Raw genomic sequence first — 23,463 nt, forward strand, 5'->3', positions numbered from 1 at the left:
CGGCCGGCACGCGGTTCATGCGGTACGCCGGGCCCAGCTTGCAGGCCCGGGGCGATGGTGTCAGCAGCCGGCGTGGCGAGGCGCGGGCGCCGTCGCAAGTGCGCATCGGCGTGTTGTCCACGGTCGAAGGCTTGCTCATGCCCGAAGTGCTGTGCCGCCTGCACCAGCGGCATGAGGCACTGGTAATCAGTGTGGTCACCGGGGTCAGCGCGCAGCTGCTGGGCCAGTTGCGCCTGGGTGAACTGGAGCTGGTGGTCGGGCGCATGACCGACAGCCCGCAGATCCAGGGCCTGTCGTTCGAGCACCTGTACAGCGAGTCGATGAGCCTGGTGGTGCGACCGCGGCACCCGCTGCTGGCAACCACGCCAGTAGAACGGGGGCAGGTGGAGCGTTACCCGCTGGTGCTGCCGCCAGCCGGCACCACGATCCGCCAGCATGCCGACAGCCTGTTCGTGCAATGTGGCATCCAGATGCCGGCACAGCGTCTGGAAACCCTGTCGCTGGCGTTGAGCCGGCGCTATCTGCTGGGCAGCGATGCCGTGTGGGTGGCGCCGCGCGATGCGGTGCTGCTCGACCTGCGTCGGGGCGAGTTGGTCGAGCTCGACCTGGGTGTGCGCGAGCCGGGCGGTTCGGTCGGCATCTGTCGCAATGCCGCCTTGCCGCAGAGCCTGCCGGGGCAGTGGGTGTGCGAGGTGTTGCGCGAGGTGGCAGGGCAGTATCGAGAGGGCAGCTATCCCTGAACGCAGGTGGTTTTTGTAGGAGCGGCCTTGTGTCGCGATGGGCCGCAAAGCGGCCCCGGCAATCTGTGCAGCGGTGCTGAAATCTGGGACCGCTTTGCGCTCCATCGCGACACAAGGCCGCTCCTACATCGACCGTGCAAGCCGTGATTCAGTGAAAGAAAACTGCGCAAAAGCGCCGCAACCGATCAATACTGGCCAGTGGCTGCACATCCTTTGATGAATAAGCGTTTAACTACTGAACTTCCTTACCAAAACCCGCTCCTATGCCGGTAGCCATTGGTCATGGCCGCCTGCTAAGCTCGCGGCTTTACCCTGATTGCCCTTATGGCGCATGAACAAGGAAATAGCATGAAACAGCATCGTTTGGCGGCTGCGGTTGCCCTGGTAGGCCTGGTACTGGCTGGCTGTGATCAACAGACCAGCAGCCCCGAGCTGAAGACTCCGGCACAGAAAGCCTCCTACGGTATCGGCCTGAACATGGGCAAGAGCCTGGCTCAGGAAGGCATGGAAGACCTTGATTCCAAAGCAGTCGCCCTCGGTATCGAAGACGCCGTTGGCAAGAAGGAACAGCGCATCAAGGACGAAGAGCTGGTAGAGGCCTTCACCGCGCTGCAGAAGCGTGCCGAAGAGCGCCTGGCCAAGGCCAGCGAAGAAGCCGCTTCCGCCGGCAAGAAATTCCTCGAGGAAAACGCCAAGAAACCAGGCGTGGTCACCACTGCCTCGGGCCTGCAGTACGAAGTGGTCAAGAAGGCCGACGGCCCGCAGCCCAAGGCGACCGACGTGGTCACCGTCCACTACGAAGGCAAGCTGATCGATGGCAAGGTGTTCGACAGCTCCGTCGAGCGTGGCAGCCCGATCGACCTGCCGGTCAGCGGCGTGATCCCGGGTTGGGTCGAAGGCCTGCAGCTGATGCACGTCGGCGAGAAGTACAAACTGTTCATCCCGGCTGAGCTGGCCTACGGCGCGCAGAGCCCAAGCCCGCTGATCCCGGCCAACTCGGTACTGGTATTCGACCTGGAACTGATCGCCATCAAGGATCCGGCCCAACTGCAAGGTGCCGAGCCGGAAGCGGAAGCTCCTGCTGAGGCCCCGGCCGAAGCGCCTGCCAAGTAACACTGGCTGGCCCACGCAAAACGCCCCGTCCTGACGGGGCGTTTTCGTTTGTGCCGGGTGGTTGGACGAACCTGCAACTGCTGATACTGTCCGAGGAAATGCAGTGTGAAGAAGCAGGAAGCTGTTGACGCAAACCGTTTGCGGCGTACGCCCCCACAGTGTGAAACGGCTGTGTAAAAAACGCCCGATCTGACCGGGGCCCTTGCCTGGCAGGCACCTGGGGTCGGAAACGTCGCCCTGTTCACAAGGTTATCCACAATAAATGTGGATAACCTTTTCCTCTTGGAGGCTCCATGAGCGCACCCTGGAATTTCGCCCGTTTCCTGCCCTTGGCCGAGCGCCTGCTCAGCCGTGGTCGGTTGCCGGCCTTGCTGTTTGCGGTAGCCCGCAAAGGCCCGCGCATCGGCCAGTTGCGTGAAGATGTGAAGCTGCTGCAGTCGTTGTGCCTGGCTTGGTGGCGCGGCGAGTACCGCGCCATCAGCCCCAAGGCGCTGGTCACCATCGTTGCCGGGCTGCTGTATTTCGTCAGCCCCATCGACGCCATCCCCGACTGGCTGCTGGGCGTGGGCTTCCTCGACGACATCGCGGTACTGGGTTGGGTGCTGAAGACCGTGGCCGACGAACTGGCGCGCTTCAAGGCCTGGCGCGACAGCCAGGCGCCCGAACGGCTGCGCGTGGTCGAGCGCCTGCCGGCCACCCCCGAAGCGCTGCGGTTGGAACGCAACAAGCAGTGAAAGCTGGCCACAACCGCAGCGCAACTGCACAGACCCCGGAGTTGGTAATATAATTGGCATAAGGGTTATGCCTACGGATTACATGCTGTAATCCTTTTTAAAGGGGTTTGTAATGGGTATTCAGGTAATCAGCCGGGACGGTCAACCCGAGTACGCCGTCGTTCCCTGGGAACAGTACCAGGCGCTGCTCAAGGCCGCAGGGCAGGCACCTGCCGAGGTGGTTGCCAGTGCAGCGCAGGGCGATGCAGCCAGTGCGCCCTTGCCAGCCTTCAGCGAAGTGGCGCAGATTCGCCAGGCCAAGGGCATTGCCCCTGAGCAACTGGCGCGCAATGTCGGAGTGAGCCCGGCTTACCTGGCCATGATCGAATCGGGCGAGCGCCAGCCGGATGCTGCCATCCGCCGAGCCCTGGCCTGGCATCTGGGGGTGGCTGGCTGGAGCGAGCCATCATGAGCCAGGTCAGGATCAGCCGTCAGCACTGGGATAACCTGCTGGGCGAGCTTGACCTGGCCCGTCGTCAACGTCACCTGCTGACGTATCGAGCGCTGATCGAGCGCTTGCAGTTGCCCAGCCCGGCCATGCAGACGCTGACCGCCGCGCTGGAGTACCTGGCGGTGCTGGATGCCCGCGCCGAGCAGCCATTGCGCAGCTCGCTGGTAATCAGCCAGGGTGCCAGCCGTTTGCCGCGTACCGGTTTTTTTGAATGCGTGGAGCGCCTGGGGCGTTTCTCCGGGCCGGTGGATGGCATGGAGGCGGCGTCGTGGCATGCTTCCGAGGTAGTGCGGGTGTTCGAGTACAGCTACCCCGAAACAGCCTGATTTTGCCTGTTCCGGCCTCTTCGCGGGTAAACCCGCTCCCACAGGTACAACGCAAGGCTCAAGCCCTGTGGTGAACCTGTGGGAGCGGGTTTACCCGCGAAGAGGCCGGCACAGGCAAAGCATCCCTGTGGATCAGCCCACAAGCCCTGCCATCGGCATCTACCACCTCCAATGCATCCAGGTGCGGGTGCCGGCCAAACAACTCCAGCAACTGCCCAGTCGTCGCATTGAGCCGCACTGTCGGCTGTTCTGCCTGCGGAGCATTCATCAGCGCCGGTAGCGGCCAGCTTGCGCGCGCCCCCAGCTCCTGCGGCCGTCCCAGCAGGTAGCCCTGCACCAGGTTCACGCCCATCTCCACCAGCACCGCCAGCTCTTCCGCCAGCTCGATGCCTTCGGCAATTACCTGAGCCTTCGACGCCCTGGCAATCTGCAAGATCGAACCGACGAACTCGCGCTTGAGCGGGTCGCGGTGGATGCCATCGATGAAGTGGCGGTCGATCTTCACGTATTCGGGGCGCAGCTCCGACCACAGGCGCAGGCTCGAATAACCCGCCCCCAGGTCGTCGATGGCAATCGAGAAGCCCATATCGCGGTAGTGGTGCAGGGCATTGGACAGCAGCTGAAAGTCGTCGGTCGGGGTGTGTTCGGTCAGCTCGATCACCACCCGGCTGGGCGGCAGCCCGACCTGTTCGAGCAGTTTCAGGGTCTGACCGGAGGGATAGTGCGGCTCTAGCAGCGACTCCGGCGAGACGTTGAGAAACAGCTTGCCCTGCAACTGCTGTTCGCTGAAACGCCGGCAGGCGCTTTCCCGGCAAGTTGCCTCCAGTTCGGTCAGGCGGCCGGCCTGGCGGGCGATGGTGAAGAGGTTAAGCGGTGCGTGCAGCGGGCTGTTGGACGGCCCGCGGCTCAACGCTTCGTGGCCGAAGACCCGCTGCTCGCTCAGGCACATGATCGGCTGGAACAGACTGTGAATGTTGCGTTGAGCCAGGATGGCACTCAAGGCACTGAGCTGTTCGGCGACGGTCATGACGTTTTCCTGAAAATGAAAGGGCCGGGCGTTTCCACGCCCGGCCCCTCTATTTCACGACAGCGCCATGACTGTTTGATGACAGGTGAAGCTAATTTGCCATCATTGCCGCAGTGCCTTACTTCTTGGCTACCTTGGTGCTCGCACTCAGGTAATCGATCAGAATGCGACCGGTTTCCGACAGGTAGGCATCGTCTTCGGGCTTGGTGTTTTCATCTTCGGTCGGCAGTGCGTCCTCGTCCTCTTTCTTCAGCTCCTTCAGCGGCTCTTCACCCTTGGCCTTGCGGCGGATGTTCTCCAGTGCCAGCTGCTTGGCCTCGATTTCGTCATGGCGTGCACGGCGGTCCTGCTCGTTGAGGCTGACGGTCTTCTCGTTCATCAGCTTCTGGGTCAGGGCCAGGCGATCGCGGATGTAGGTGAACTCCGCGTCCTTGTCGCTGCGCGCTTCATGCTGCGCCTTGAGCTGGGCCAGGAACGGCTTGAACGGGTCGGCCGCCGGCTTGACCACCGGGCGAATGGTGTCCCATGGCATTGCCTCGGGCAGGGCGCTCTCGCCGATTTCCTTGGTGTCGATGATCGACGGGTAGTCGATGTCCGGCAGCACGCCCTGATGCTGGGTGCTCTGCCCGGAAACCCGATAGAACTTGGCCAGGGTAAGCTTCAGCTCGCCATGGTTGAGTGGCTGGATGGTCTGCACGGTGCCCTTGCCGAAGGTCTGGCCACCGATGATCAGCGCACGGTGGTAGTCCTGCATGGCACCGGCGAAGATCTCCGACGCCGAGGCCGACAGGCGGTTGACCAGCAGCGCCAGCGGGCCCTTGTAGAAGGCGCCGGGGTTTTCGTCTTCCAGCACATCGACACGGCCGTCGCTGTTACGCACCAGCACGGTCGGGCCTTTCTCGATGAACAGGCTGGTCAGCTCGGTGGCTTCCTGCAGCGAGCCGCCGCCGTTGTTGCGCAGGTCGATGACCACGCCGTCGACTTTTTCTTTCTGCAACTCGGTGAGCAGCTTCTTCACGTCACGCGTGGTGCTCTTGTACTCCGGGTCACCGGCGCGGTAGGCCTTGAAATCGAGGTAGAAAGCCGGGATCTCGATGATGCCCAGCTTGTAGTCACGCCCGTCCTGCTTGAGCTTGAGCACCGACTTCTTCGCTGCCTGCTCTTCGAGCTTCACAGCCTCACGGGTGATCGACACGATCTTGCTGGTCTGGTCGCTGGGTGCGTTGCTGGCCGGGATGATCTCCAGGCGCACCACCGAGCCTTTCGGGCCGCGGATCAGCTTGACCACTTCGTCCAGGCGCCAGCCGACCACGTCGACCATTTCCTTGTTGCCCTGGGCCACACCGATGATCTTGTCGGCCGGTGCCACCTGCTTGGTCTTGGCCGCCGGGCCTGCCGGCACCAGGCGCACGATCTTGACCTGGTCGTTGTCGCTTTGCAGCACTGCGCCGATGCCTTCGAGCGACAGGCTCATGTTGATGTCGAAGTTTTCCGCGTTGTCTGGCGACAGGTAGTTGGTGTGCGGGTCGTAGGACTGGGCGAAGGTGTTGATGTAGGCCTGGAAGATGTCTTCGGCACGGGTCTGGTCCAGGCGCGACAGCTGGTTCTTGTAACGCTTGGTCAGGGTTTCCTGGATCTGCTTGGGTTCCTTGCCGGCGATCTTCTGGCGCAGCACTTCGTCCTTGACGCGTTTGCGCCACAGGTCGTCGAGCTCGGCCTGGTCCTTCATCCACGGGGCGTCCTTGCGGTCGATCAGCAAGGTTTCCTTGGCGTTGAAGTCGATCTTGTCCACGCCCTTGTTCAGCTCGGCCAGGGCGAAGTCCAGGCGTTGCTTGACGCGGTCCAGGTAGCGTTTGTAGATGGTGAAGCCCGGGTCCAGGTTACCGCTCTTGAGGAAATCGTCGAATTGCGTTTTCCATTTGTCGAATTCGGCGATGTCGGCGGCGGTGAAGTAGCTGCGTGCCGGGTCCAGCAGCTTGATGTAGCTGTCATAGATGATGACCGAGCGGGCGTCGTCCAGCGGCGGCTTGCTGTAGTGGTGGCGCTTGAGCAATTCCACTACGTTGAGGCTGGCGACGATCTCGTCGCGGTCCGGCTGCAGGCTGTCCCACTTGTTGGCGGCCGCCGCATTGCCGCCGAGCGTGAGGCTGCCCAGGCCGATCATCAGCGCCAGGGCGGTGCTTGGGAGGAAATGCTTCATGCTGATTCGACGTGGAGACAATTGATCACGCATAGTAGGCCGTCTTTTCTGTTCACCGGTTGCAAATAACCGGATGCATACTGCAAAAAGCCTGGGGACTTGGCGTTCCCAGGCTCGGTCATATGATTCAACTATGGAGGCACTGTGAAGGCATTGCAAGGCGTTGACGGACATGTGGCCTGGGTCGAGGCCGAACGCCCGACCTGCGACGCAGGCCAAGTGCGCATTCGAGTGGCCGCTGCGGGGCTGAACCGCGCCGATCTGCTGCAGATGAAAGGTTTGTACCCACCACCGCCAGGCGCCAGCCCATACATGGGCCTGGAGTGTTCCGGCGTGATCGAAGAAGTGGGCGCCGGTGCTGACTGGCGGGTAGGTGATCGGGTATGCGCGCTACTGGCCAGCGGCGCCATGGCCGAGGAAGTGGTGGTGGACGCCCGCCACGTGCTGCCGGTGCCCGAGGGCCTGAGCCTGCACGAGGCGGCGGCGTTGCCGGAAGTGTATGCGACTGCCTGGCTGAACATCTTCCAACTGGGTGGCGTGAAAGCTGGCGAGAAGGTGCTGGTGCACGCTGGCGCCAGCGGTGTTGGCTCGGCTGCCATCCAGCTGTGCAAGGCGTTCGGCAGCCCGGTGTGGGTCAGCGTCGGTTCGCAGGACCGCCTGGCCTACTGCGAGGCGCTGGGCGCCGCCGGTGGTGTTGTACGTAACGAGAACCTGGACGCGCTGGAAGGTTTCGGCCCGTTCGATGTGATTCTTGACCCGGTGGGCGCCAGCTACGGCGAGCTCAACCTCAAGTTGCTGGCGCGTGACGGGCGCTGGGTGATCATCGGCCTGATGGGCGGGCGCAAGTTCGAGCTGGACCTGGCGCAGGTACTGGGCAAGCGCCTGGAGATTACCGGTTCCACATTGCGCAACCGCGATGACGGCTTCAAGGCCGAGTTGTTGCGCGAATTGCAGCAGCAGGTGTGGCCGCTGTTTGCCGAAGGGCGCCTGTCGCCGCAGCTGGTGGATACCTACCCGGTGGAGTTTGCCCAGGCGGCGTATGCCGAGCTTGAAACCAACCAGGTGTCGGGCAAGCTGGTGATGGTGATCGACCCTAGCCTGGTGTAAGCAGGCCCGGCCTCTTCGCGGGTGAACCCGCTCCCACAGGGATTACCACAGGCTTGAAAACTGTGTGTTCCCTGTGGGAGCGGGTTTACCCGCGAAAGGGCCGGTGCAGGCAATGCGATTACCTCAGGCCCAGCTCAGGATCGGCCACTTGTTGATCTCGGCATGCTCGCGCAACACCGCATCCGGGTTCACCACATGCGGATGATCCACCTTCAGCAACAACGGCAAATCGTTGCGCGAGTCGGAATAGAAACTCGCCCCCTCCAGGTTCTCCTGCTCCTGGTCCAGCCACTCCAGCAACCGCGTGATCTTCCCTTCGCGATAGGTCAGTACCCCATGGGTCTTGCCGGTATAAACCCCATTCACCGCCTCCAGTTCGATCGCCAGGTACTCGTCCACGCCCAGCCGCGCCGCAATCGGCCCGACCAGGTGCGTACCCGACGCCGAAATGATCAGGATGCGATCCCCGCGCTTGCGGTGCTCGGCGATGCAGCGGCAGGCGTCGCCGTAGATGATCGGCTCGATCACCTCTTCGACCCACGGCTCCACAAGGTGCTCGACCTCTTCCAGGGTGCGCCCGGCGATCGGCTCCAGGCTGAAGGCCATGTAGTCCTCCATCTGCAAGTGGCCCTTGCCATAGGCCTCCATCAACTCATGGTCGCGGCGCACGAATTCCTTGCCGTCGACCCAGCCCAGCCGGGCCATCTGCTCGCTCCACAGCGACGCGCAGTCGCCGTGGATCAGGGTTTCGTCCAGATCGAAAATTGCCAATGCCATGGTGCTTATTCTCCTTAGGCCACTTCCCGTAGCGCCGTGGGGTCGATCGACAAGCTTACCCGTTGCCCGTCCGCATGCAGGTCGGACGGTGAGCGGTTGAGCACATCGACCACCAGTTCCACCTCGCGCACCCGCACCTTGTAGCGGATCACGTTGCCCAGCAGGCTGTGGCTGCGCACTTCGGCGTCCAGTTCGCCGTTGGCGCCCAGGGTGATCGACTCGGGGCGGATCGCCAGGCGGCTGGCCACCGGGCGCTGCAGCAGGCGGCTGGCGCTGTCGGCGTCGAGCAGGTTGTAGTTGCCGATGAAGCCGGCGGCAAACAGGTCCACCGGCGCGGTGTAGAGGGTTTCGGCATCGCCGCTCTGGACGATGCGCCCCTGGTTCATCAGGAAGATGCGGTCGGACATGGTCAGCGCCTCTTCCTGGTCGTGGGTGACGAAGATGGTGGTCAGCCCCAGTTCGCGCTGAATGGCGCGGATCTGCTCGCGCAGGTGCTTGCGGATGCGCGCATCCAGCGCCGACAGCGGCTCGTCGAGCAGCAGCAAACGCGGGCGGGTGACCAGCGAGCGGGCCAGGGCCACGCGCTGGCACTGGCCGCCGGACAACTGGTGTGGGTAGCGCCCGGCGAAGTTGCCCAGTTCCACCAGCTCCAGTGCCTCGCGCACCCGGGCCTGGCTCTCGTCGGCCTTGACCTTCTGCATGCGCAGGCCGAAGGCGACGTTCTGCTCCACGGTCATGTTGGGGAACAGCGCATAGCTCTGGAACACCATGCCGATACCGCGCTTTTGCGGGCTCAGCGGCACGATGTCTTGGCCGTCGAGCAGGATCTGCCCGCTGTCCACCGGGGTCAGCCCGGCGATGCAGCGCAGCAGCGTGGACTTGCCGCAACCGGAAGGGCCGAGCAGGGTAACGAACTCGCCGCGTTCGATACGGCAGTCGATGTTTTCGAACACCGGGCTGCCGGCGTAGCTTTTTTGCAGTTTCTGTACGCTGACGAAGCTCATGTCAGGTCTTGTCCTTGTTCAGGCGGTTGGCGACCCAGGTCAGTACCAGCACGAAGGCGAAGTAAGAGATCACCAGCGCGCTGTTGAAGTGGCCGCTGCTGTTGCGCATGTTGTTCAGGTACACCTGCAGGGTCTCGTAGCGGGTGCCGACCAGCAGGTTGGCGAACACGAACTCGCCGAACAGGAACGAGAACGACAACAGCAGCGCGACCATCAGGCCCTTGCGCAGGTTCGGCAGTACCACCAGCAGCGCCGCCTGCCAGGTGCTGGCGCCCAGCAGCTGGGCGGCATCCATCAAGTCGCGCAGGTTGATCGCCTGTAGGTTGTTGGTAATGGCCCGGTACATGAACGGCAGGGCGATGGTGAAGTAGCAGCCGATCAGGATCCACGGTGTACCGACCATGGCCATGGGCCCGCTGCCATACAGCTGCAGCAGCCCCACCGACGACACCACCGGCGGCACCGCGAACGGCAGCAGGATGAGGATGTTCATCAGCGCGTCGAGCCTCGGGAAGTGGTAGTGCACCACGAACAGCAGCGGCAGGATCAGCACCACCGACAGCAGCAGCGCGCCCACGCACACCAGTAGCGACTGGCCGAAGGCCGCCAGGAAGCGCGGCTCGCTCCACAGTGCGATGTACCATTTGAAGGTGAGGCCGCTGGGCAGCAGGCTGGCCGACCAGCTGGTGGCCAGCGAGTAGAGCAGGGTGCCGGCCAGCGGCAGCAGCAGGATGAGGAACAGCAGATAGACCACGGCGCGGTGGTACCAGCCGCCGGAACGGGCGTCAGCGCGCATGGTAGCTCCTTTTCAGCAGCCATTGATGCACCACCGTGACCAGCGTCATCAGCCCCACCAGGACCATCGCCAGGGCGCTGGCCAGGTTGGGATCGAGGCTGATGTCACCGGCCACCAGGCCGGCGATGCGGATCGGCAGTACGTTGAAGTTGCCGGTGGTCAGCGCGTACACGGTGGCATAGGCACCGAGGGCGTTGGCCAACAGGATGACGAAGGTGCCCAGCAGTGCCGGGGCCAGCACCGGCAAGCCGATGTGCCGCCAGAACTGCCAGTGGCTGGCGCCCAGCAGCGCGGCCGACTCGCGCCAGTCTTCGCGCAGGGCGTCGAAAGCGGGGTACAGCAGCAACACGCCAAGCGGGATCTGGAAGTAGGTGTACACCAGGATCAGCCCGCTCTTGGAATAGATGCTGAAGTCTTCCAGTAGGCCGACCTGCTTCAGCAGCAGGGTCAGCGCGCCGTTGAAGCCGAGCAGGATGATGAAGGCGAAGGCCAGCGGCACCCCGGCGAAGTTGCTGGTCATGTTGGCGAAGGCGCTGACGAAGTCGCGCAGCTTCGAGTCCACCTGGCGCAGCGAGTAGGCGCCGAGGGTGGCGATGACGATGCCGAACAGGCTCGACCAGAAGCTGATTTCCAGGCTGCGTTGCAGGGCCTGCAAATAGAACTTCGAGGCGAATACCTTGCTGAAGTTGTCCACGCCCCAGCCCGCTTCCGACTGCAGGCTGTTGATCGCCACCCAGGCCAGCGGGGCGATCTGGAAGATGACGAAGAACACGGCGAACGGTAGCAGGCACAGCAAGGCCAGGTAGCGGCCACGGGCGCTGCTGCGCTTGGGTGTGGTCACTTCAGCAGCTCCCGGCAGACGCTCTTGTCATGCGGCGCGCCAAGCAGCTCGCAGATCGTCCCGCACAGCTCGGTCTGCAGCGGTTTGGCCGCAGGGTCGAGGCTGAAGGCATCGCCGAAGACGAACAGTGGCACTTCGCGTTCCTCGGTCAGCAGGCCATTGTGCGAGCGGTCGTTGTTCATGCCGTGGTCGGCGGTAACCAGTACCTGGTAGCCCTCTTCGAGCCAGCCTGGCAGGTAGTCGGCCAGCAGGATATCGGCGCTGCGCGCGGCGTTGCGGTACTGGCTGCTGTCCAGGCCATGGTGGTGGCCGACATCGTCGATGCTCATCGGGTGCACCAGCAGGAAGTTGGGGGCGTGGCGGCGGCGCAGGTACTCGCCGTCGGCCAGCAGGTGCGAATCGGGGTAACGGTCGTCCCAGTAGAACAGCCCGTGCTGGATCGGCAGTTTCGGTGCGTGGGTATGGCGGTCGCGCTGCGGGTCGAAGGGCGAGCGGTTGTACAGCTCACTCATCCAGTGATAGGCCGCCGCCGCGGTGCCGAGGTTGGCCTCGCGGGCGTAGTGGAACACGCTGCGCTGGTTGGACAGGCGGTTGACGTTGTTGTGCACGATGCCGCTGTCGATAGGAGGTACGCCGGTGAGGATGCACTCGTACAGCGGCCGTGACAGCGACGGCAATTCGCATTCCACGCGGTACAGCGCGGCACGGTCGGCCTCGACGTAGGCGTGCAGGTGGCCCATGGCGTGGTGGGCGACCTGGTAGTTGAGGCCGTCGAGCAGGACGAGGATGACGTTGTGGCTCATTCAATACTCCGCAAAGGAACCGGGGAGGGCTTCGCCCTCCTTTCGCGACACAAGGCCGCTCCCACAGGGACAGCGAAAACCTCTGGGGCGACGCAGGCCCTGTGGGAGCGGCCTTGCGTCGCGATGGGCTGCGCAGCAGCCCCAGGATGGTCCTGCCTTACTCCATCTCGATGATCACCTGCTCCTGCCACATCTGCGGCAGCTTCTTCGAGGTCGCTTCCCAGGCTTCGGCATTCTTGATCGGCTGCGCTACCTGGTACTGTTCGTTGGGCAGCAGCTTGGCCTGCACGTCTTCCGGCAGCTTCAGGTGCTCGGCACGGATCGGTCGCGCATGCCCCTTGGCCAGGTTGATCTGCCCGGCGTCGCTGAAGATGTACTCACGCGTCAGCTTGGCCGCATTCGGGTGCTTGGCGTACTTGTTGATAACGGTGGTATAGCCGGAGATCACCGAGCCATCCGACGGGATCAGCACTTCGAAACGCTTGGGGTCGATCTGCTCGCGGTAGCTCAGGCCGTTGAAGTCCCACACCACGCCCACCTCCACCTCGCCCTTCTCCAGGGTCTGGATGGTCGGGTTGGCCAGCGACAGGCGCTTCTGCTGGGCCAGCTTGGTGAACAGCTGCAGGCCCGGTGCCAGGTTGGTCTCGTCACCCTTGTAGGCAATCGCCGCAGCCAGCACGCCGTTGGCGGCCTGGGCTGCGGTGCCGACGTCACCGATGGCGACCTTGTACTTGCCTTTTTCCAGGTCGTGCCAGGAGGTGGGCCGCTCGCCTTCCTTGACCAGGTCCTTGTTGATGATGAAGGCGATGGTGCCGGTATAGGCCAGTGCCCAGTGGCCGTCCTTGTCCTTGGCCCAGGTCGGCACCTGGTCCCAGGTGCTCGGCTTGTACGGTTGGCTCACGCCTTTGCTCACGGCGATCGGGCCGAAGGCAGCACCCACGTCGCCAATGTCGGCGCTGGCGTTGTCCTTCTCGGCTTCGAACTTGGCGATTTCCTGGGCCGAGCTCATGTCGGTGTCGCTGTGCTTGAGGCCGTACTTGCTGGCCAGGTCTTCCCAGGTGCCTTTCCAGTTGGCCCAGGCATCGGGCATGCCCACACTGTTGACGTTGCCTTCCTTGCGGGCGGCGTCTTCCAGGGCCTTGAGGTCGGTATCGGCGGCCATGGCCGTGGTACACAGGGCGATGGCCGAACCGAGTAGTGACGCCATGAACAACTTTTTCATCCGAAGCTCCTTGGGTGGGTGCCTTTAGCGATGGTTGTTATGAGTGAAGCCGTTGTCTGGTGACCGTTGGTCTAGGTCAGCAAACCTTGAGCCAAGGTAGGCTGCTTGCGTGACAGTTTGATGTAGGGGAGGGCCGAGGAAGGCCCTGAAGCTACAGCGTAGACCACGCAGCCGCCCCGGTTCTGCTGGCTTGGCGCGTTTCTGGCAGTGTCTGGCCAAAGCCTTTGTCACGGGATGTTCATCAGCCCTGCCTAGGCTTGCACTATTCTCCAAGTGCCCTGTTCTGGGGCTGGACTAGTCCAGATAGGTAACCTTTGATGCAGTCGATGCCACCGCGTGCGGTAACAGCCATCTGCCACGCCCTGCAGGAACAGATCGAGCACGGCCTGCTGGCGCCGGGCGGCAAGCTGCCGGCCGAGCGCAAGCTCAGCGAGGTTTTCGACACCACGCGCATTACCCTGCGTGAGGCGCTGGTACAGCTGGAAGCCCAAGGGTTGATCTACCGCGAAGAGCGTCGCGGCTGGTTCGTCGCGCCCGAACGGCTGACCTACGACCTGATCGAGCGCAGCCACTTCCATGCCATGGTCCGCGACCAGGGGCGCGAGCCCAGTACCGAGCTGCTGTCGGCGCGGCTGCAGCCGGCTTCGGCGGCTATCTGTGCGCGCTTGCAGCTGCCGGCGTTGTCCAGCGTGGTGCGTATCTGCCGGTTGCGGCGGATCGATGGGCGAGCGGTGCTGTATGCCGAGCACTACCTCAACCCCCGGTACTTCCCGGAGATTCTCGAGCAGGACCTGGCGCAGTCGCTGACCGAGATTTATGGGCGGGTGTATGGCATCCAGTATGGGCAGGTGTGCTTCGAGATCTTGCCGACGGCATTGCCGGTGGAGGCGGCCAGCGCCTTGAAGGTGTCGGCGGGAAGCCCCGGGTTGCATATCACCCGGGTCAACAGTGACCAGCATGGGCACCTGATCGATTGTGACCTGGAGTATTGGCGGCATGATGCCATCCGCATCCGCGCCCAGGCTGGATGAAATGTTGGCTTCTTCGCGGGTAAACCCGCTCCCACAGGGACCGCACAGGTTTCAGCCTTTGCACAGTACTTGTGGGAGCGGGTTCACCCGCGAAGAGGCCCTAACTGGAGGAACCGGTAGTCACTACCTGCACTGACAACCGCGGCGTCGCCAGGTCCAGCCCCGCCTCATCCAGCTGCCGCTTCAACGCCAGGTTGAACGCCCGCGAAACCTCCCACTGCTTGATCGGCGCGGTCTTGAACCGCGCCCGCAGGATCGCCGACCCCGACTCGAAACTCTCCACCCCCTGCAGCTCCAGCGGCGACCAGATGTTGCGGCGCATCAGCGGGTCGTTGCGCAGCTTCTGCCCCACTTCGCGAATCAGCGTGATCGCCTGGTCGATGTTCATGCTGTGCGGGATCGCCACGCGGAAGATCGCGTAGCCGAACTCGCGCGAGTAGTTCTTGATGCTCTTGATCTCGCTGAACGGGATGGTATGCACGATGCCGTCGATATCGCGCAGGCGCACGGTACGGATGGTCAGCCCCTCCACCGTGCCCAGGTGCCCGCCCACATCCACGTAGTCGTCTATCGCCAGCGAGTCCTCGATGATGATGAACAACCCGGTGATCAGGTCGGCCACCAGCGACTGCGCACCAAAGCCGATGGCCAGGCCGATCACACCGGCACCGGCCAGCAGCGGGGTGACGTTCATGCCCATATTGGCCAGGGCGACGATCACAGCAATGATGAAGATGACTACGAACATCACGTTGCGGATCAACGGCATCATGGTTTGCGCGCGGGCGTTGGCCATGCCCCGGCGCGAACGCACCAGGGCATGGTGCACGGCGGTGTCGGCAAGGATCCACACCAGCCAGGCGACGATCAGCGTGCCGGCCAGGCCCAGCAGGCGCACGCTTATGTCGTGGCCGTCGCCTTCGGCGAAGCTGATCATCGACAGGCCCCACACGCGCAGCCCCAGCTCGATGAACACCAGCCAGATGAACAGGTGCACCAACAGGTAGCCGAAGTTGCGCAGGCGCTCGGCGTACACCGCCTGGCGCTTGTTGGCGCGTTTGGGGTTGGCAGCGTGGCGGCGTACCAGGCCGTTGAGCACCATGCACACCACCACCAGCACCGTGCACATCAGTGACTGGCGCAGGGCAGTGCTGGTGTCACCGGCCGAGATGAACGTAGCGAACAGCGAAATTGCCACCAGGATCAGTGCCGGCACGAACCAGAAGCTGCCGAGGATTTCGATGGTGTCGCTGAGCGTGCGCCGGGTCAGGCGCCGTGACAGTGGCTGGTTACGGATCAGGTGGGCGATCGGGCGGCGGAAGCGCAGGATGAACAGCCCCGTGCACAGCGCCGCAAACACGTTGGCCAAGGTGGCCAGCGCGTGGGCCAGGTGGGTGCCGAGGGCGACCGTCAGGCGCGGGTCGCTCATCGCTTCGCCAAACGCGGCGAAGCTGCCGATCAGCCACAACGGGCGAAACGCCTGGTGGCGCAGGATGTGCAGGGCGCGGTGGCGGTGGGGGCCGTCGAGCAGCGAGAAGGCGATCACGCAGATGGCCGAGAAGCAGGTGCCGACCACCAGTGCGTAGGCCAGCACCATGGCCAGCGACTTGCCCAGCGACGGCGGCAGCACGAAGCTCAGGTACACGGTGAACACCAGCGCAACCAGCCATGGGCCCAGCTTGCGCAGGGCAAAGCGCACCAGGTCCCAGGTGCGCGGGTGCTGCGGCAGTTCCTCGCTCAGGCCAAAACGCAGGCGTACCCGGTGCCCGACCCAGTTGAAGGCATAGGCCAGCACGCTCCACACGGCGATGACGGCGGCAAAGCCGAACAGGATGGCCGGCCACTGGTGCACCGGCACCACCAGCTCGGTCAGCTCGACCTGGGCCTGCTCGATTTCCGCGGCCCAGCGACGGAACGGGCTGGCATCGCCGCTGAACTGCTTTTCGAAGTCATGCAGGGCGCCGCCGATCAGGCCGAGCACGCCCTGTTCGACGGTGGGCTGCGATTGCCTGGTGGCGTCGCGCAGCTTTTTCAGGTCGGCCAGCAGCTTGGCCCGCTGCTGGTCGTTTTCCAGGTTCTTGATCACCTCGTCCAGCGACTTGCCTAGCGGTTCGCTGGCCTCTGGCTGCGCGGGCGTGCTGCCACCAAGCAGGCCTGGCAGGCCCGCAGCCTGTAGCGGGGTCACAAAAAGGAACAGCAGCAGGAACAGGCAACGCAGAAGGGCAGGCACTGGCAAAACTACCTCAGGTCAAACGATTGGCCGAGTGTAGAGGTTCACGACGGCAGTTGCTCCAGGATTTTCCAGCAGGTGAGGCCGAAGATACCCAGGGTGCCGACCCACATCATCAGCACACCGATGTTGCGCTCGCGCAGGCTGAAGCCGATGGTCAGCAGCATGAGGAACAGGAACACCGGCACGAACAGGGAAAGGAACGGGGACATGGACAGCAATCCTTTTGCAGTGGGGCCATGTAACAAGCATAGCGGGTAGCAGGCGAAGCGGGATTGACCTTGGGCAGGTCTGGCCTCTTCGCGGGTAAACCCGCTCCCACAGGCATGGCACAACTGTTGAAGGTTGTGCGGTCCCTGTGGGAGCGGGTTTACCCGCGAAGAGGCCGAGCCTGCCTACATCAACATCAAGGCAACTCGCGGCAACGGTAGAAGGCGCTCAGCACTTTCACCAGGTGCGCCAGGTCATGGCTGCCGCACAGTTCGCGAATCGAATGCATGGCAAAGGTCGGCAAGCCGATATCCACCGTACGCACGCCAAGGTGGCTGGCAGCAATCGGCCCGATGGTCGAGCCACAGCCCATGTCGCTGCGTACCACGAAGCTCTGCACCGGCACTTCCTCGGCCATGCACAGGTGGCGGAAGAACCCGGCGGTTTCGCTGTTGGTAGCGTAGCGCTGGTTGTTGTTCACCTTGATGACCGGCCCGGCGTTGAGCTTGGGCCCGTGGTTGCCGTCGTGCTTGTCGGCGTAGTTGGGGTGCACGCCGTGGGCGTTGTCGGCCGACACCATCAGCGAGCGCTGGATGGTACGCACGTAGGCGTCGCCATCCGGCAGCAGGCGCTGCAGGGTCTGCTCCAGCATCGGGCCGTCGGCGCCGCAGGCCGAGCAGCTGCCCACTTCTTCGTGGTCGTTGCACACCAACACACAGGTTTCATCGCTGTCGGCGGCCAGCAGGGCCTGCAGGCCGGCATAGCACGACAACAGGTTGTCCAGGCGCGCACCGGCGATGAAGTCGCCGTTCAGGCCAACCAGCGCAGCGTCCTGGGTGTCGTAGAAGCTCAGCTCGTAATCCAGCACCACATCGGCGATCAGCTCGTGCTCGCGGGCCAGTTGCTCGGTGAGCAGGGCGCGGAAGTCGATGCGCTCGTCACCCGCCACCTGGGCCAGGATTGGCGGCAGCTCGTTCTGCGGGTTGATCGCCCAGCCTTCGTTGGCGGTACGGTTGAGATGGATTGCCAGGTTGGGGATGACTGCGATTGGCAGCTTGAAGTCGATCAGCTGGCTCTCGACCTTGCCGTCACGGCGGTAGGTGACCCGGCCGGCCAGCGACAGGTCGCGGTCGAACCATGGCGCCAGCAGGGCGCCGCCATACACTTCGACGCCCAGTTGCAGAAAGCCCTGGCGCTGCAGCTCGGGCTGCGGCTTGACCCGCAGGCACGGGCTGTCGGTGTGGGCGCCGACCATGCGGATGCCGTTCAGCAACGGTGCCTGCTTGCCCAGCTTGATGGCGATGATCGACGAGTCGTTACGGGTGACGTAGTAGCGGCCGCCAGGCACTGTGGCCCAGCTGTCGCGCTCGTCCAGGCGTTGGTAGCCGGCAGCTTCCAGGCGCTGGGCCAGGCTGGCGGTGGCGTGGAAGGGCGTGGGGGAGGCCTTGAGGAAATCGACAAGGCCAGAATTCAGTGCGTCGCGCATGGCTCACTCCAGACAGCAGTGGCGCGAGTTTAGCGTATTGGGTCAGTAAATTGTGTCTGCCTCTTCGCGGGCTCGCCCGCTCCCACAGGTACTGCAAAGATTTCGAATGCAGTGTTATCCCTGTGGGAGCGGGCAAGCCCGCGAAGAGGCCAGTACAGGCAATACAAATTCAGAAAGGCGCAGGGCACTCGAACTTCAACCGCTCCCCGGTCACCGGGTGGGTAAAGCTCAGCATCGAGGCATGCAGGCACAGCCGCTCATGGGCCGCCAGCGCCTCGGGGTTGGCATACAACCGGTCGCCCAGCAGCGGGTGCCCGATCGACAGCATGTGCACGCGCAACTGGTGTGAACGCCCGGTAATCGGTGTCAGCTCTACCCGGCAGTAATCACCGCAGCGCTCGACGATGCGCCAGAAGGTCAGCGCATGCTTGCCCTGCTCGTGGTCCACCACATGCCGTGGCTTGGTCGGCGGGTCGTAGCGCAGCGGCAGGTCGATGCTGCCGCTGTCCAGCGCCGGCTGGCCCCAGCACAGCGCGGTGTAGGCCTTTTCGGTTTCGCGGTCGTGGAACTGGCGCGACAGCTCACGGTGGCTGTCGGCATCCCGGGCCAGCAGGATGATGCCGGAAGTTTCCCAGTCCAGGCGGTGCACGATCAACGCGTCGGGGTAGCCGTTTTCCTGCAGGCGGGTGATCAGGCAGTCCTTGTTGTCCTCGGCTCGGCCGGGTACCGACAGCAGCAGGGTCGGTTTGTTGATCACCAGGATGGCGGCGTCTTCGTGCAGGATCTGGATGTTGGACAGCGGCATTGCTTGGTCTCGGTTATATCGGGGAAAACACTGGGGCCGCTTTGCGGCCCATCGCCGGCAAGCCAGCTCCCACAGGTGCAGCGCGGACCCTGTGGGAGCTGGCTTGCCGGCGATGGGCTGCAAAGCAGCCCCAATGATCCAGGCCTGGTCGCGAAATCAGCGATCCGGCAAGGTGATGTTCAGCTCCAGAATCGAGCAGCTACCCTGGTTTTCCAGCTCGATATGCACGTCATCGTTGCCGATGTTCACATACTTGCGGATCACTTCCAGCAGTTCTTTCTGCAGCGCTGGCAGGTAGTCCGGCTCGCTGCGTTGGCCGCGCTCGTGCGCCACGATGATCTGTAGACGCTCTTTCGCTACCGACGCGCTGGTCTGTTTCTGTCTGCCACGAAAGAAGTCAAAAAGGTTCATGGTTTACTTGCCTCCAAACAGGCGCGCGAAGAATCCTTGCTTCGGCACTTCGATGAACCGCAGGGGCTTTTCTTTGCCCAGCAGACGGTCGACGGTATCGCTATAGGCCTGGCCGGCATCGCTCTGGTCGTCGAGGATGACCGGGATACCCTGGTTGGAAGCCTTGAGCACTGCCTGGCTCTCGGGGATCACACCCTTGAGCTTGATCGCCAGGATCTCTTCGACGTCGGCGATGCTCAGCATTTCGCCCTTTTCCACGCGCTCCGGGTGGTAGCGGGTGATCAGCAGGTGTTCCTTGATCGGCTCTTCGCCGTTCTCGGAGCGGCGCGACTTGCTCGACAGGATGCCCAGCATGCGGTCGGAGTCACGTACCGAGGAAACCTCGGGGTTGGTCACCACGACGGCTTCGTCGGCGAAGTACATCGCCAGGTGCGCGCCTTTTTCGATACCGGCCGGCGAGTCGCAGATGACGTAGTCGAAGGTTTCCTTCAACTCCATCAGCACCTTTTCCACGCCTTCCTGGGTCAGCGCGTCCTTGTCACGGGTCTGGCTGGCGGCCAGCACGAACAGGTTCTCGAGGCGCTTGTCCTTGATCAGGGCCTGTTGCAGGTTGGCCTCGCCGTTGACCACGTTGACGAAGTCGTACACCACGCGGCGTTCGCAGCCCATGATCAGGTCGAGGTTACGCAGGCCCACGTCGAAGTCGACGATGACGGTCTTGTGGCCGCGCAGTGCGAGGCCGGTACCAATGGCGGCGCTGGTGGTGGTCTTGCCCACACCCCCCTTGCCGGAAGTAACCACGATAATCTTGGCCAAGGTGTTTCACCCCTAAAATAATCGGGACACAAGTCCCTGCAAAAATACAAATAAATGGCAACGATAAAAAGTTGCACTAAAAATGCTGGCAAGTATCCGTTAAAGACGGGTGATGTTCAACACGTCGCCAGACAGGCTGATTTGCACGCCGGTGCCCCACAACGGGTCGCGGCGCAAGTCTTCGCAGACCTTGTACTGGCCGGCGATGGAGACCATTTCGGCGGTCATCTGCTGGCAGAAGATACGCGCCTTGGTATTGCCTTTGATGCCGGCCAGGGCACGGCCGCGCATGGCGCCGTACACATGGATGTTGCCATCGGCCAGAAGTTCCGCCCCCGGGCTGACCGAACTGGTCACCACCAGGTCGCCACCCTGGGCGTAGATCTGCTGGCCGCCCCGTACTGGCGCGGTGATGATGCGGGTCGGGCGCACCTCGGGCTCGAGGATTGGCGGCGGGACAGGGGCCGGCTCGGGCTTCTTCACCTCGGGTTCGGGCTCCAGCGGACGTTCGCGGGCTCCTGATGGCGGCAGCACCGGCAGGTCGATGGCGATGGCGGCGGCGATGTCCTCGATGCGGTTGGCACGGATGGCCAGGGTACGCAGGCCGTGGTGGCGGCAGATGCGCATCAAGCCGGGCAGGTCGATTGCCCCCTCGTCGGCCGGCAGCTTGTCCAGCGCCAGCACCAGCGGCGTGTTGCTGAAGAAGTTCGGTGCCTGGGCGACTTTGGCCGCCAGTTGGCGGTCGAGGGCTTCAAGGTCATTGCGCGCCAGTTCCAGCACTGTAATGGCGAGCATGCTGCCCTTGAGCTGGAACACGGAGGCGGTGTCGGGTGTGTGGTTTGGGCTCATGGTCTGCATAGACGGCTTGTTGCGAAAAAAGTGCCCTGACTTATAACGATAAGACCGGTTGCCCGCAACATGCGCTGATCCGTTGTAGAATGCGCGGCCTTTGTCTTTCCGGAAGCTTCAATGGAACGCCCGCGTTTTCGTCCCTATTTCCTTCACCCACGTTTCTGGGGCCTGTGGCTGGGCCTGGGCCTGCTGTGGCTGGTGGTCCAGTTGCCGTACCGGGTCCTGTTGAAAGTCGGTGCCGCGCTGGGAGCGGTGATGTACCGCTTTGCCGGTGAGCGGCGGCGCATTGCCGCGCGCAACCTGGAGCTGTGTTTCCCGGAGCTGTCCGTCGACGAACGGCAGCGTCTGCTCAAGGCCAACTTCGCCTCTACCGGTATCGCCTTCTTCGAAATGGCCATGAGCTGGTGGTGGCCCAAGGCCCGGCTGGCGCGCCTGGCCCATGTCGAGGGGCTGGAGCACCTGCAGGCCGCTCAGCAGGCGGGGCAGGGGGCTATCCTGATGGCCGTGCATTTCACCACCCTGGAAATCGGCGCCGCATTGCTGGGCCAGCAACACACCATCGACGGCATGTACCGCGAACACGGCAACCCGCTGTTCGACTTCATCCAGCGCAGCGGCCGCGAGCGGCATAACCTCGACTCGCTGGCGGTGGAGCGCGAGGACGTGCGCGGCATGCTCAAGCTGCTGCGTTCGGGCCGGGCGATCTGGTACGCACCCGACCAGGACTATGGCGCCAAGCAGAGCCTGTTCGTGCCGCTGTTCGGCATCCCGGCGGCGACGGTGACTGCCACCACCAAGTTTGCCCGGTTGGGCAAGGCACAGGTGATCCCTTTCACCCAGAAGCGCCTGGAGGATGGCAGCGGCTACCGGCTGGTGATCCACCCGCCGCTGGCGGACTTCCCCGGGGAAAGCGAAGAGGCTGACTGCCTGCGCATCAACCAGTGGGTGGAAAGCGTGTTGCGCGAATGCCCCGAGCAGTACCTGTGGGCGCATCGCCGGTTCAAGTCGCGGCCCGAAGGGGCGCCGCGGCTGTATGAGAAGAAAAAGCGCTGAGCCTTGCTTTGCCTGTGCCGGCCTATTCGCGGGTGAACCCGCTCCCACAAGTTCTCCACAGGCCTTGAAGGCTGTGCAATACCTGTGGGAGCGGGTTCACCCGCGAATAGGCCAGGCCTGAAAGCACATCAACCCCAGGAAGGACTCCTATGGCCCCACCCCCGGTAACCGGTCTTATCCTTTCTGGCGGCGGCGCCCGTGCTGCCTACCAGGTCGGCGTGCTGGCCGGCATTGCCGAGCTGCTGCCCGCTGGCGCGCACAACCCGTTCCCGGTCATCGTCGGCACCTCCGCCGGCGCCATCAACGCCGTCACCCTGGCCAGCGGCGCCACCCATTTCAGCGACGCCGTACAGCGGCTCACCGCCTTCTGGCAGAACTTCCGCAGCCATCTGGTGATCCGCAGCGACTGGCCCGGGGTGGTCCGCCAGGCCAGCCGCTTCGTCGCCCACAACCTGCTGGGCGTGGGCGGCCCGGCGCCAGTGGCGCTGCTGGACAGCAGCCCATTGCGCGGCTTGCTGCAGGCGCACTTGAACCTGGACGGTATCGCCCACTCCCTGGCCGCCGAACAACTGCGTGCCGTCGCGGTAACCGCCTTTGGCTACGAGTCCGGCCAGGCGGTGACCTTCTACCAGGGCCGCGACACCATCGAAGCCTGGTTGCGCCACCGCCGCATTGGCATGCCCACGCCGTTGACCATCGACCACCTGCTGGCCAGCGCGGCCATCCCGTTGCTGTTCGCCCCGGTGCGGCTGGGCGACGAATATTTCGGTGATGGCGCGGTACGCCAATCGGCGCCGATCAGCCCGGCCCTGCACCTGGGTGCCAGCCGAGTACTGGTAGTCGGGGTCAGCGGCAACCCGCAGCGGCCGGCGCCACCATTGCCGACCCAGCGGGTGTTCAGCGGGCAGCAGCCGAGCCTGGCGCAGATCGGCGGGCACATGCTCAACAGTACGTTCATTGACAGCCTGGAAGACGACATCGAGCTGCTTCAGCGCCTCAACCACTTGAGCCACCTGTTGCCGGCGCACCTGGACGCCCGGCGCCTGGGCCTGGCGCCAATCGACGTGCTGGTGGTAGCGCCCAGCCAGCCGCTGGACGAGATTGCCGCGCGGCACCGGCGCGAGTTGCCGGCGGCGTTGCGCATGTTCCTGCGCGGGCCAGGTGCGACGCGTACCAGCGGGGCGGGGGTGTTGAGCTATTTGCTGTTCGAGGCCAGTTATTGCAGCGAGCTGATCGAACTGGGGCGAAAGGATGCCTTGGCCAAGAAGCGCGAGCTTTGCCAGTTCCTGGGGATTTGATGTTGCCTGTGCTGGCCTCTTCGCAGCACAAGGCTGCTCCTACAGGGGAGCGCGTCGCCTTGTAGGAGCAGCCTTGTGCTGCGAAGAGGCC

24 protein-coding genes are annotated in these 23,463 nt (G+C 63.7%); 9 read left to right on the forward strand and 15 right to left on the reverse strand.

Features of this window, described 5'->3' with window-relative positions; all coding sequences use genetic code 11:
• From JV551A3_RS09235 to JV551A3_RS09255, 5 genes are all read left to right on the forward strand, one after another.
• Positions 1-740, forward strand: a 740-nt coding sequence (locus JV551A3_RS09235) for a LysR substrate-binding domain-containing protein (protein WP_133978591.1), incomplete at its 5' end; no start/stop codon positions are given.
• A gap of 348 nt (positions 741-1,088) precedes the next feature.
• On the forward strand, positions 1,089-1,853 hold the full coding sequence (locus JV551A3_RS09240; protein WP_003257347.1) for an FKBP-type peptidyl-prolyl cis-trans isomerase: 765 nt from the start codon (positions 1,089-1,091) through the stop codon (positions 1,851-1,853).
• A gap of 293 nt (positions 1,854-2,146) precedes the next feature.
• The gene (locus JV551A3_RS09245) at positions 2,147-2,587 is read left to right on the forward strand and encodes a YkvA family protein (protein ID WP_133970624.1); all 441 of its coding nucleotides are present in this window, start codon (positions 2,147-2,149) and stop codon (positions 2,585-2,587) included.
• 112 nt (positions 2,588-2,699) lie between these two features.
• Positions 2,700-3,038, forward strand: a complete 339-nt coding sequence (locus JV551A3_RS09250; RefSeq protein WP_112249351.1) for a helix-turn-helix domain-containing protein — start codon at positions 2,700-2,702, stop codon at positions 3,036-3,038.
• Positions 3,035-3,403, forward strand: a complete 369-nt coding sequence (locus tag JV551A3_RS09255) for a hypothetical protein (RefSeq protein ID WP_013971408.1) — start codon at positions 3,035-3,037, stop codon at positions 3,401-3,403. Before JV551A3_RS09250 ends, JV551A3_RS09255 begins: the two co-directional genes overlap by 4 nt.
• A gap of 58 nt (positions 3,404-3,461) precedes the next feature.
• Here JV551A3_RS09255 and JV551A3_RS09260 read toward each other — a convergent pair whose 3' ends face one another.
• Together JV551A3_RS09260 and JV551A3_RS09265 are read right to left on the reverse strand one after the other, a co-directional pair.
• Positions 3,462-4,430 (reverse strand): EAL domain-containing protein, encoded by a 969-nt coding sequence (locus JV551A3_RS09260; protein ID WP_133970625.1) that lies wholly within the window; start codon positions 4,428-4,430, stop codon positions 3,462-3,464.
• 118 nt (positions 4,431-4,548) lie between these two features.
• Positions 4,549-6,630, reverse strand: coding sequence for a carboxy terminal-processing peptidase (locus JV551A3_RS09265; RefSeq protein ID WP_162276774.1), 2,082 nt, complete (start codon positions 6,628-6,630; stop codon positions 4,549-4,551).
• 144 nt (positions 6,631-6,774) lie between these two features.
• On the opposite strand from JV551A3_RS09265, the gene JV551A3_RS09270 reads away from it, so the two are divergent.
• Positions 6,775-7,737 (forward strand): NAD(P)H-quinone oxidoreductase, encoded by a 963-nt coding sequence (locus JV551A3_RS09270; protein WP_133970626.1) that lies wholly within the window; start codon positions 6,775-6,777, stop codon positions 7,735-7,737.
• A gap of 123 nt (positions 7,738-7,860) precedes the next feature.
• Here JV551A3_RS09270 and JV551A3_RS09280 read toward each other — a convergent pair whose 3' ends face one another.
• The 6 genes from JV551A3_RS09280 to JV551A3_RS09305 form a co-directional block, all read right to left on the reverse strand.
• Positions 7,861-8,514, reverse strand: coding sequence for an HAD family hydrolase (locus JV551A3_RS09280; protein ID WP_133970628.1), 654 nt, complete (start codon positions 8,512-8,514; stop codon positions 7,861-7,863).
• Between the two features lie 14 nt (positions 8,515-8,528).
• A complete protein-coding gene (locus JV551A3_RS09285; protein WP_133970629.1) occupies positions 8,529-9,518 on the reverse strand; it encodes an ABC transporter ATP-binding protein in 990 nt (329 codons plus the stop codon).
• Position 9,519: 1 nt separating this feature from the next.
• A complete protein-coding gene (locus JV551A3_RS09290; RefSeq protein ID WP_013971414.1) occupies positions 9,520-10,314 on the reverse strand; it encodes an ABC transporter permease in 795 nt (264 codons plus the stop codon).
• Positions 10,304-11,155: an ABC transporter permease gene (locus JV551A3_RS09295; protein WP_133970630.1), complete on the reverse strand. Its 852-nt coding sequence runs from the start codon at positions 11,153-11,155 to the stop codon at positions 10,304-10,306. The genes JV551A3_RS09290 and JV551A3_RS09295 overlap by 11 nt, the downstream gene beginning before the upstream one ends.
• Positions 11,152-11,958 (reverse strand): alkaline phosphatase family protein, encoded by an 807-nt coding sequence (locus JV551A3_RS09300; RefSeq protein WP_075044040.1) that lies wholly within the window; start codon positions 11,956-11,958, stop codon positions 11,152-11,154. Before JV551A3_RS09300 ends, JV551A3_RS09295 begins: the two co-directional genes overlap by 4 nt.
• A gap of 157 nt (positions 11,959-12,115) precedes the next feature.
• The gene (locus JV551A3_RS09305) at positions 12,116-13,180 is read right to left on the reverse strand and encodes an ABC transporter substrate-binding protein (RefSeq protein WP_133970631.1); all 1,065 of its coding nucleotides are present in this window, start codon (positions 13,178-13,180) and stop codon (positions 12,116-12,118) included.
• A gap of 317 nt (positions 13,181-13,497) precedes the next feature.
• Between JV551A3_RS09305 and phnR the strand changes: the two genes are divergently transcribed.
• Positions 13,498-14,211 (forward strand): phosphonate utilization transcriptional regulator PhnR, encoded by a 714-nt coding sequence (phnR, locus tag JV551A3_RS09310; protein WP_133970632.1) that lies wholly within the window; start codon positions 13,498-13,500, stop codon positions 14,209-14,211.
• Positions 14,212-14,311: 100 nt separating this feature from the next.
• On the opposite strand, the gene JV551A3_RS09315 is transcribed toward phnR, so the two are convergent.
• From JV551A3_RS09315 to minC, 7 genes are all read right to left on the reverse strand, one after another.
• Positions 14,312-16,441, reverse strand: coding sequence for a mechanosensitive ion channel family protein (locus JV551A3_RS09315; RefSeq protein WP_133970633.1), 2,130 nt, complete (start codon positions 16,439-16,441; stop codon positions 14,312-14,314).
• Positions 16,442-16,485: 44 nt separating this feature from the next.
• Positions 16,486-16,653, reverse strand: a complete 168-nt coding sequence (locus JV551A3_RS30645) for a hypothetical protein (RefSeq protein ID WP_166674223.1) — start codon at positions 16,651-16,653, stop codon at positions 16,486-16,488.
• Positions 16,654-16,847: 194 nt separating this feature from the next.
• The gene (locus JV551A3_RS09325) at positions 16,848-18,137 is read right to left on the reverse strand and encodes a M18 family aminopeptidase (protein WP_133970634.1); all 1,290 of its coding nucleotides are present in this window, start codon (positions 18,135-18,137) and stop codon (positions 16,848-16,850) included.
• 169 nt (positions 18,138-18,306) lie between these two features.
• A complete protein-coding gene (locus JV551A3_RS09330; protein ID WP_112249338.1) occupies positions 18,307-18,942 on the reverse strand; it encodes an RluA family pseudouridine synthase in 636 nt (211 codons plus the stop codon).
• Between the two features lie 156 nt (positions 18,943-19,098).
• A complete protein-coding gene (gene minE / locus JV551A3_RS09335; protein WP_003252572.1) occupies positions 19,099-19,353 on the reverse strand; it encodes a cell division topological specificity factor MinE in 255 nt (84 codons plus the stop codon).
• A gap of 3 nt (positions 19,354-19,356) precedes the next feature.
• Positions 19,357-20,169: a septum site-determining protein MinD gene (gene minD, locus JV551A3_RS09340; protein WP_133970635.1), complete on the reverse strand. Its 813-nt coding sequence runs from the start codon at positions 20,167-20,169 to the stop codon at positions 19,357-19,359.
• A gap of 99 nt (positions 20,170-20,268) precedes the next feature.
• Complete coding sequence (minC, locus tag JV551A3_RS09345; RefSeq protein WP_112249336.1) at positions 20,269-21,027, reverse strand: septum site-determining protein MinC; 759 nt, start codon at positions 21,025-21,027, stop codon at positions 20,269-20,271.
• A 111-nt stretch (positions 21,028-21,138) separates the two neighbouring features.
• Between minC and JV551A3_RS09350 the strand changes: the two genes are divergently transcribed.
• Both JV551A3_RS09350 and JV551A3_RS09355 read left to right on the forward strand, forming a co-directional pair.
• Positions 21,139-22,074 carry a lipid A biosynthesis lauroyl acyltransferase gene (locus tag JV551A3_RS09350; protein ID WP_133970636.1) on the forward strand — a complete coding sequence of 312 codons (936 nt, stop codon included), beginning with the start codon at positions 21,139-21,141 and terminating at the stop codon, positions 22,072-22,074.
• A 149-nt stretch (positions 22,075-22,223) separates the two neighbouring features.
• Complete coding sequence (locus JV551A3_RS09355) at positions 22,224-23,372, forward strand: patatin-like phospholipase family protein (RefSeq protein ID WP_133978593.1); 1,149 nt, start codon at positions 22,224-22,226, stop codon at positions 23,370-23,372.
• The last annotated feature ends 91 nt before the right edge of the window (positions 23,373-23,463 follow it).

Origin of the sequence: Pseudomonas inefficax (assembly GCF_900277125.1) — a bacterium.
Taxonomy (GTDB): Bacteria; Pseudomonadota; Gammaproteobacteria; order Pseudomonadales; family Pseudomonadaceae; genus Aquipseudomonas; species Aquipseudomonas inefficax.

Excerpts from the sequence above, each read along its gene's own strand:
- JV551A3_RS09240 (WP_003257347.1), top strand. The coding sequence starts at position 1,089 with ATGAAACAGCATCGTTTGGCGGCTGCGGTTGCCCTGGTAGGCCTGGTA.
- JV551A3_RS09245 (WP_133970624.1), top strand. The coding sequence starts at position 2,147 with ATGAGCGCACCCTGGAATTTCGCCCGTTTCCTGCCCTTGGCCGAGCGC.
- JV551A3_RS09250 (WP_112249351.1), top strand. The coding sequence starts at position 2,700 with ATGGGTATTCAGGTAATCAGCCGGGACGGTCAACCCGAGTACGCCGTC.
- JV551A3_RS09255 (WP_013971408.1), top strand. The coding sequence starts at position 3,035 with ATGAGCCAGGTCAGGATCAGCCGTCAGCACTGGGATAACCTGCTGGGC.
- JV551A3_RS09260 (WP_133970625.1), bottom strand. The coding sequence starts at position 4,430 with ATGACCGTCGCCGAACAGCTCAGTGCCTTGAGTGCCATCCTGGCTCAA.
- JV551A3_RS09265 (WP_162276774.1), bottom strand. The coding sequence starts at position 6,630 with ATGAAGCATTTCCTCCCAAGCACCGCCCTGGCGCTGATGATCGGCCTG.
- JV551A3_RS09280 (WP_133970628.1), bottom strand. The coding sequence starts at position 8,514 with ATGGCATTGGCAATTTTCGATCTGGACGAAACCCTGATCCACGGCGAC.
- JV551A3_RS09285 (WP_133970629.1), bottom strand. The coding sequence starts at position 9,518 with ATGAGCTTCGTCAGCGTACAGAAACTGCAAAAAAGCTACGCCGGCAGC.
- JV551A3_RS09290 (WP_013971414.1), bottom strand. The coding sequence starts at position 10,314 with ATGCGCGCTGACGCCCGTTCCGGCGGCTGGTACCACCGCGCCGTGGTC.
- JV551A3_RS09300 (WP_075044040.1), bottom strand. The coding sequence starts at position 11,958 with ATGAGCCACAACGTCATCCTCGTCCTGCTCGACGGCCTCAACTACCAG.
- JV551A3_RS09305 (WP_133970631.1), bottom strand. The coding sequence starts at position 13,180 with ATGAAAAAGTTGTTCATGGCGTCACTACTCGGTTCGGCCATCGCCCTG.
- phnR (WP_133970632.1), top strand. The coding sequence starts at position 13,498 with ATGCAGTCGATGCCACCGCGTGCGGTAACAGCCATCTGCCACGCCCTG.
- JV551A3_RS30645 (WP_166674223.1), bottom strand. The coding sequence starts at position 16,653 with ATGTCCCCGTTCCTTTCCCTGTTCGTGCCGGTGTTCCTGTTCCTCATG.
- JV551A3_RS09325 (WP_133970634.1), bottom strand. The coding sequence starts at position 18,137 with ATGCGCGACGCACTGAATTCTGGCCTTGTCGATTTCCTCAAGGCCTCC.
- JV551A3_RS09330 (WP_112249338.1), bottom strand. The coding sequence starts at position 18,942 with ATGCCGCTGTCCAACATCCAGATCCTGCACGAAGACGCCGCCATCCTG.
- minE (WP_003252572.1), bottom strand. The coding sequence starts at position 19,353 with ATGAACCTTTTTGACTTCTTTCGTGGCAGACAGAAACAGACCAGCGCG.
- minC (WP_112249336.1), bottom strand. The coding sequence starts at position 21,027 with ATGCAGACCATGAGCCCAAACCACACACCCGACACCGCCTCCGTGTTC.
- JV551A3_RS09350 (WP_133970636.1), top strand. The coding sequence starts at position 21,139 with ATGGAACGCCCGCGTTTTCGTCCCTATTTCCTTCACCCACGTTTCTGG.
- JV551A3_RS09355 (WP_133978593.1), top strand. The coding sequence starts at position 22,224 with ATGGCCCCACCCCCGGTAACCGGTCTTATCCTTTCTGGCGGCGGCGCC.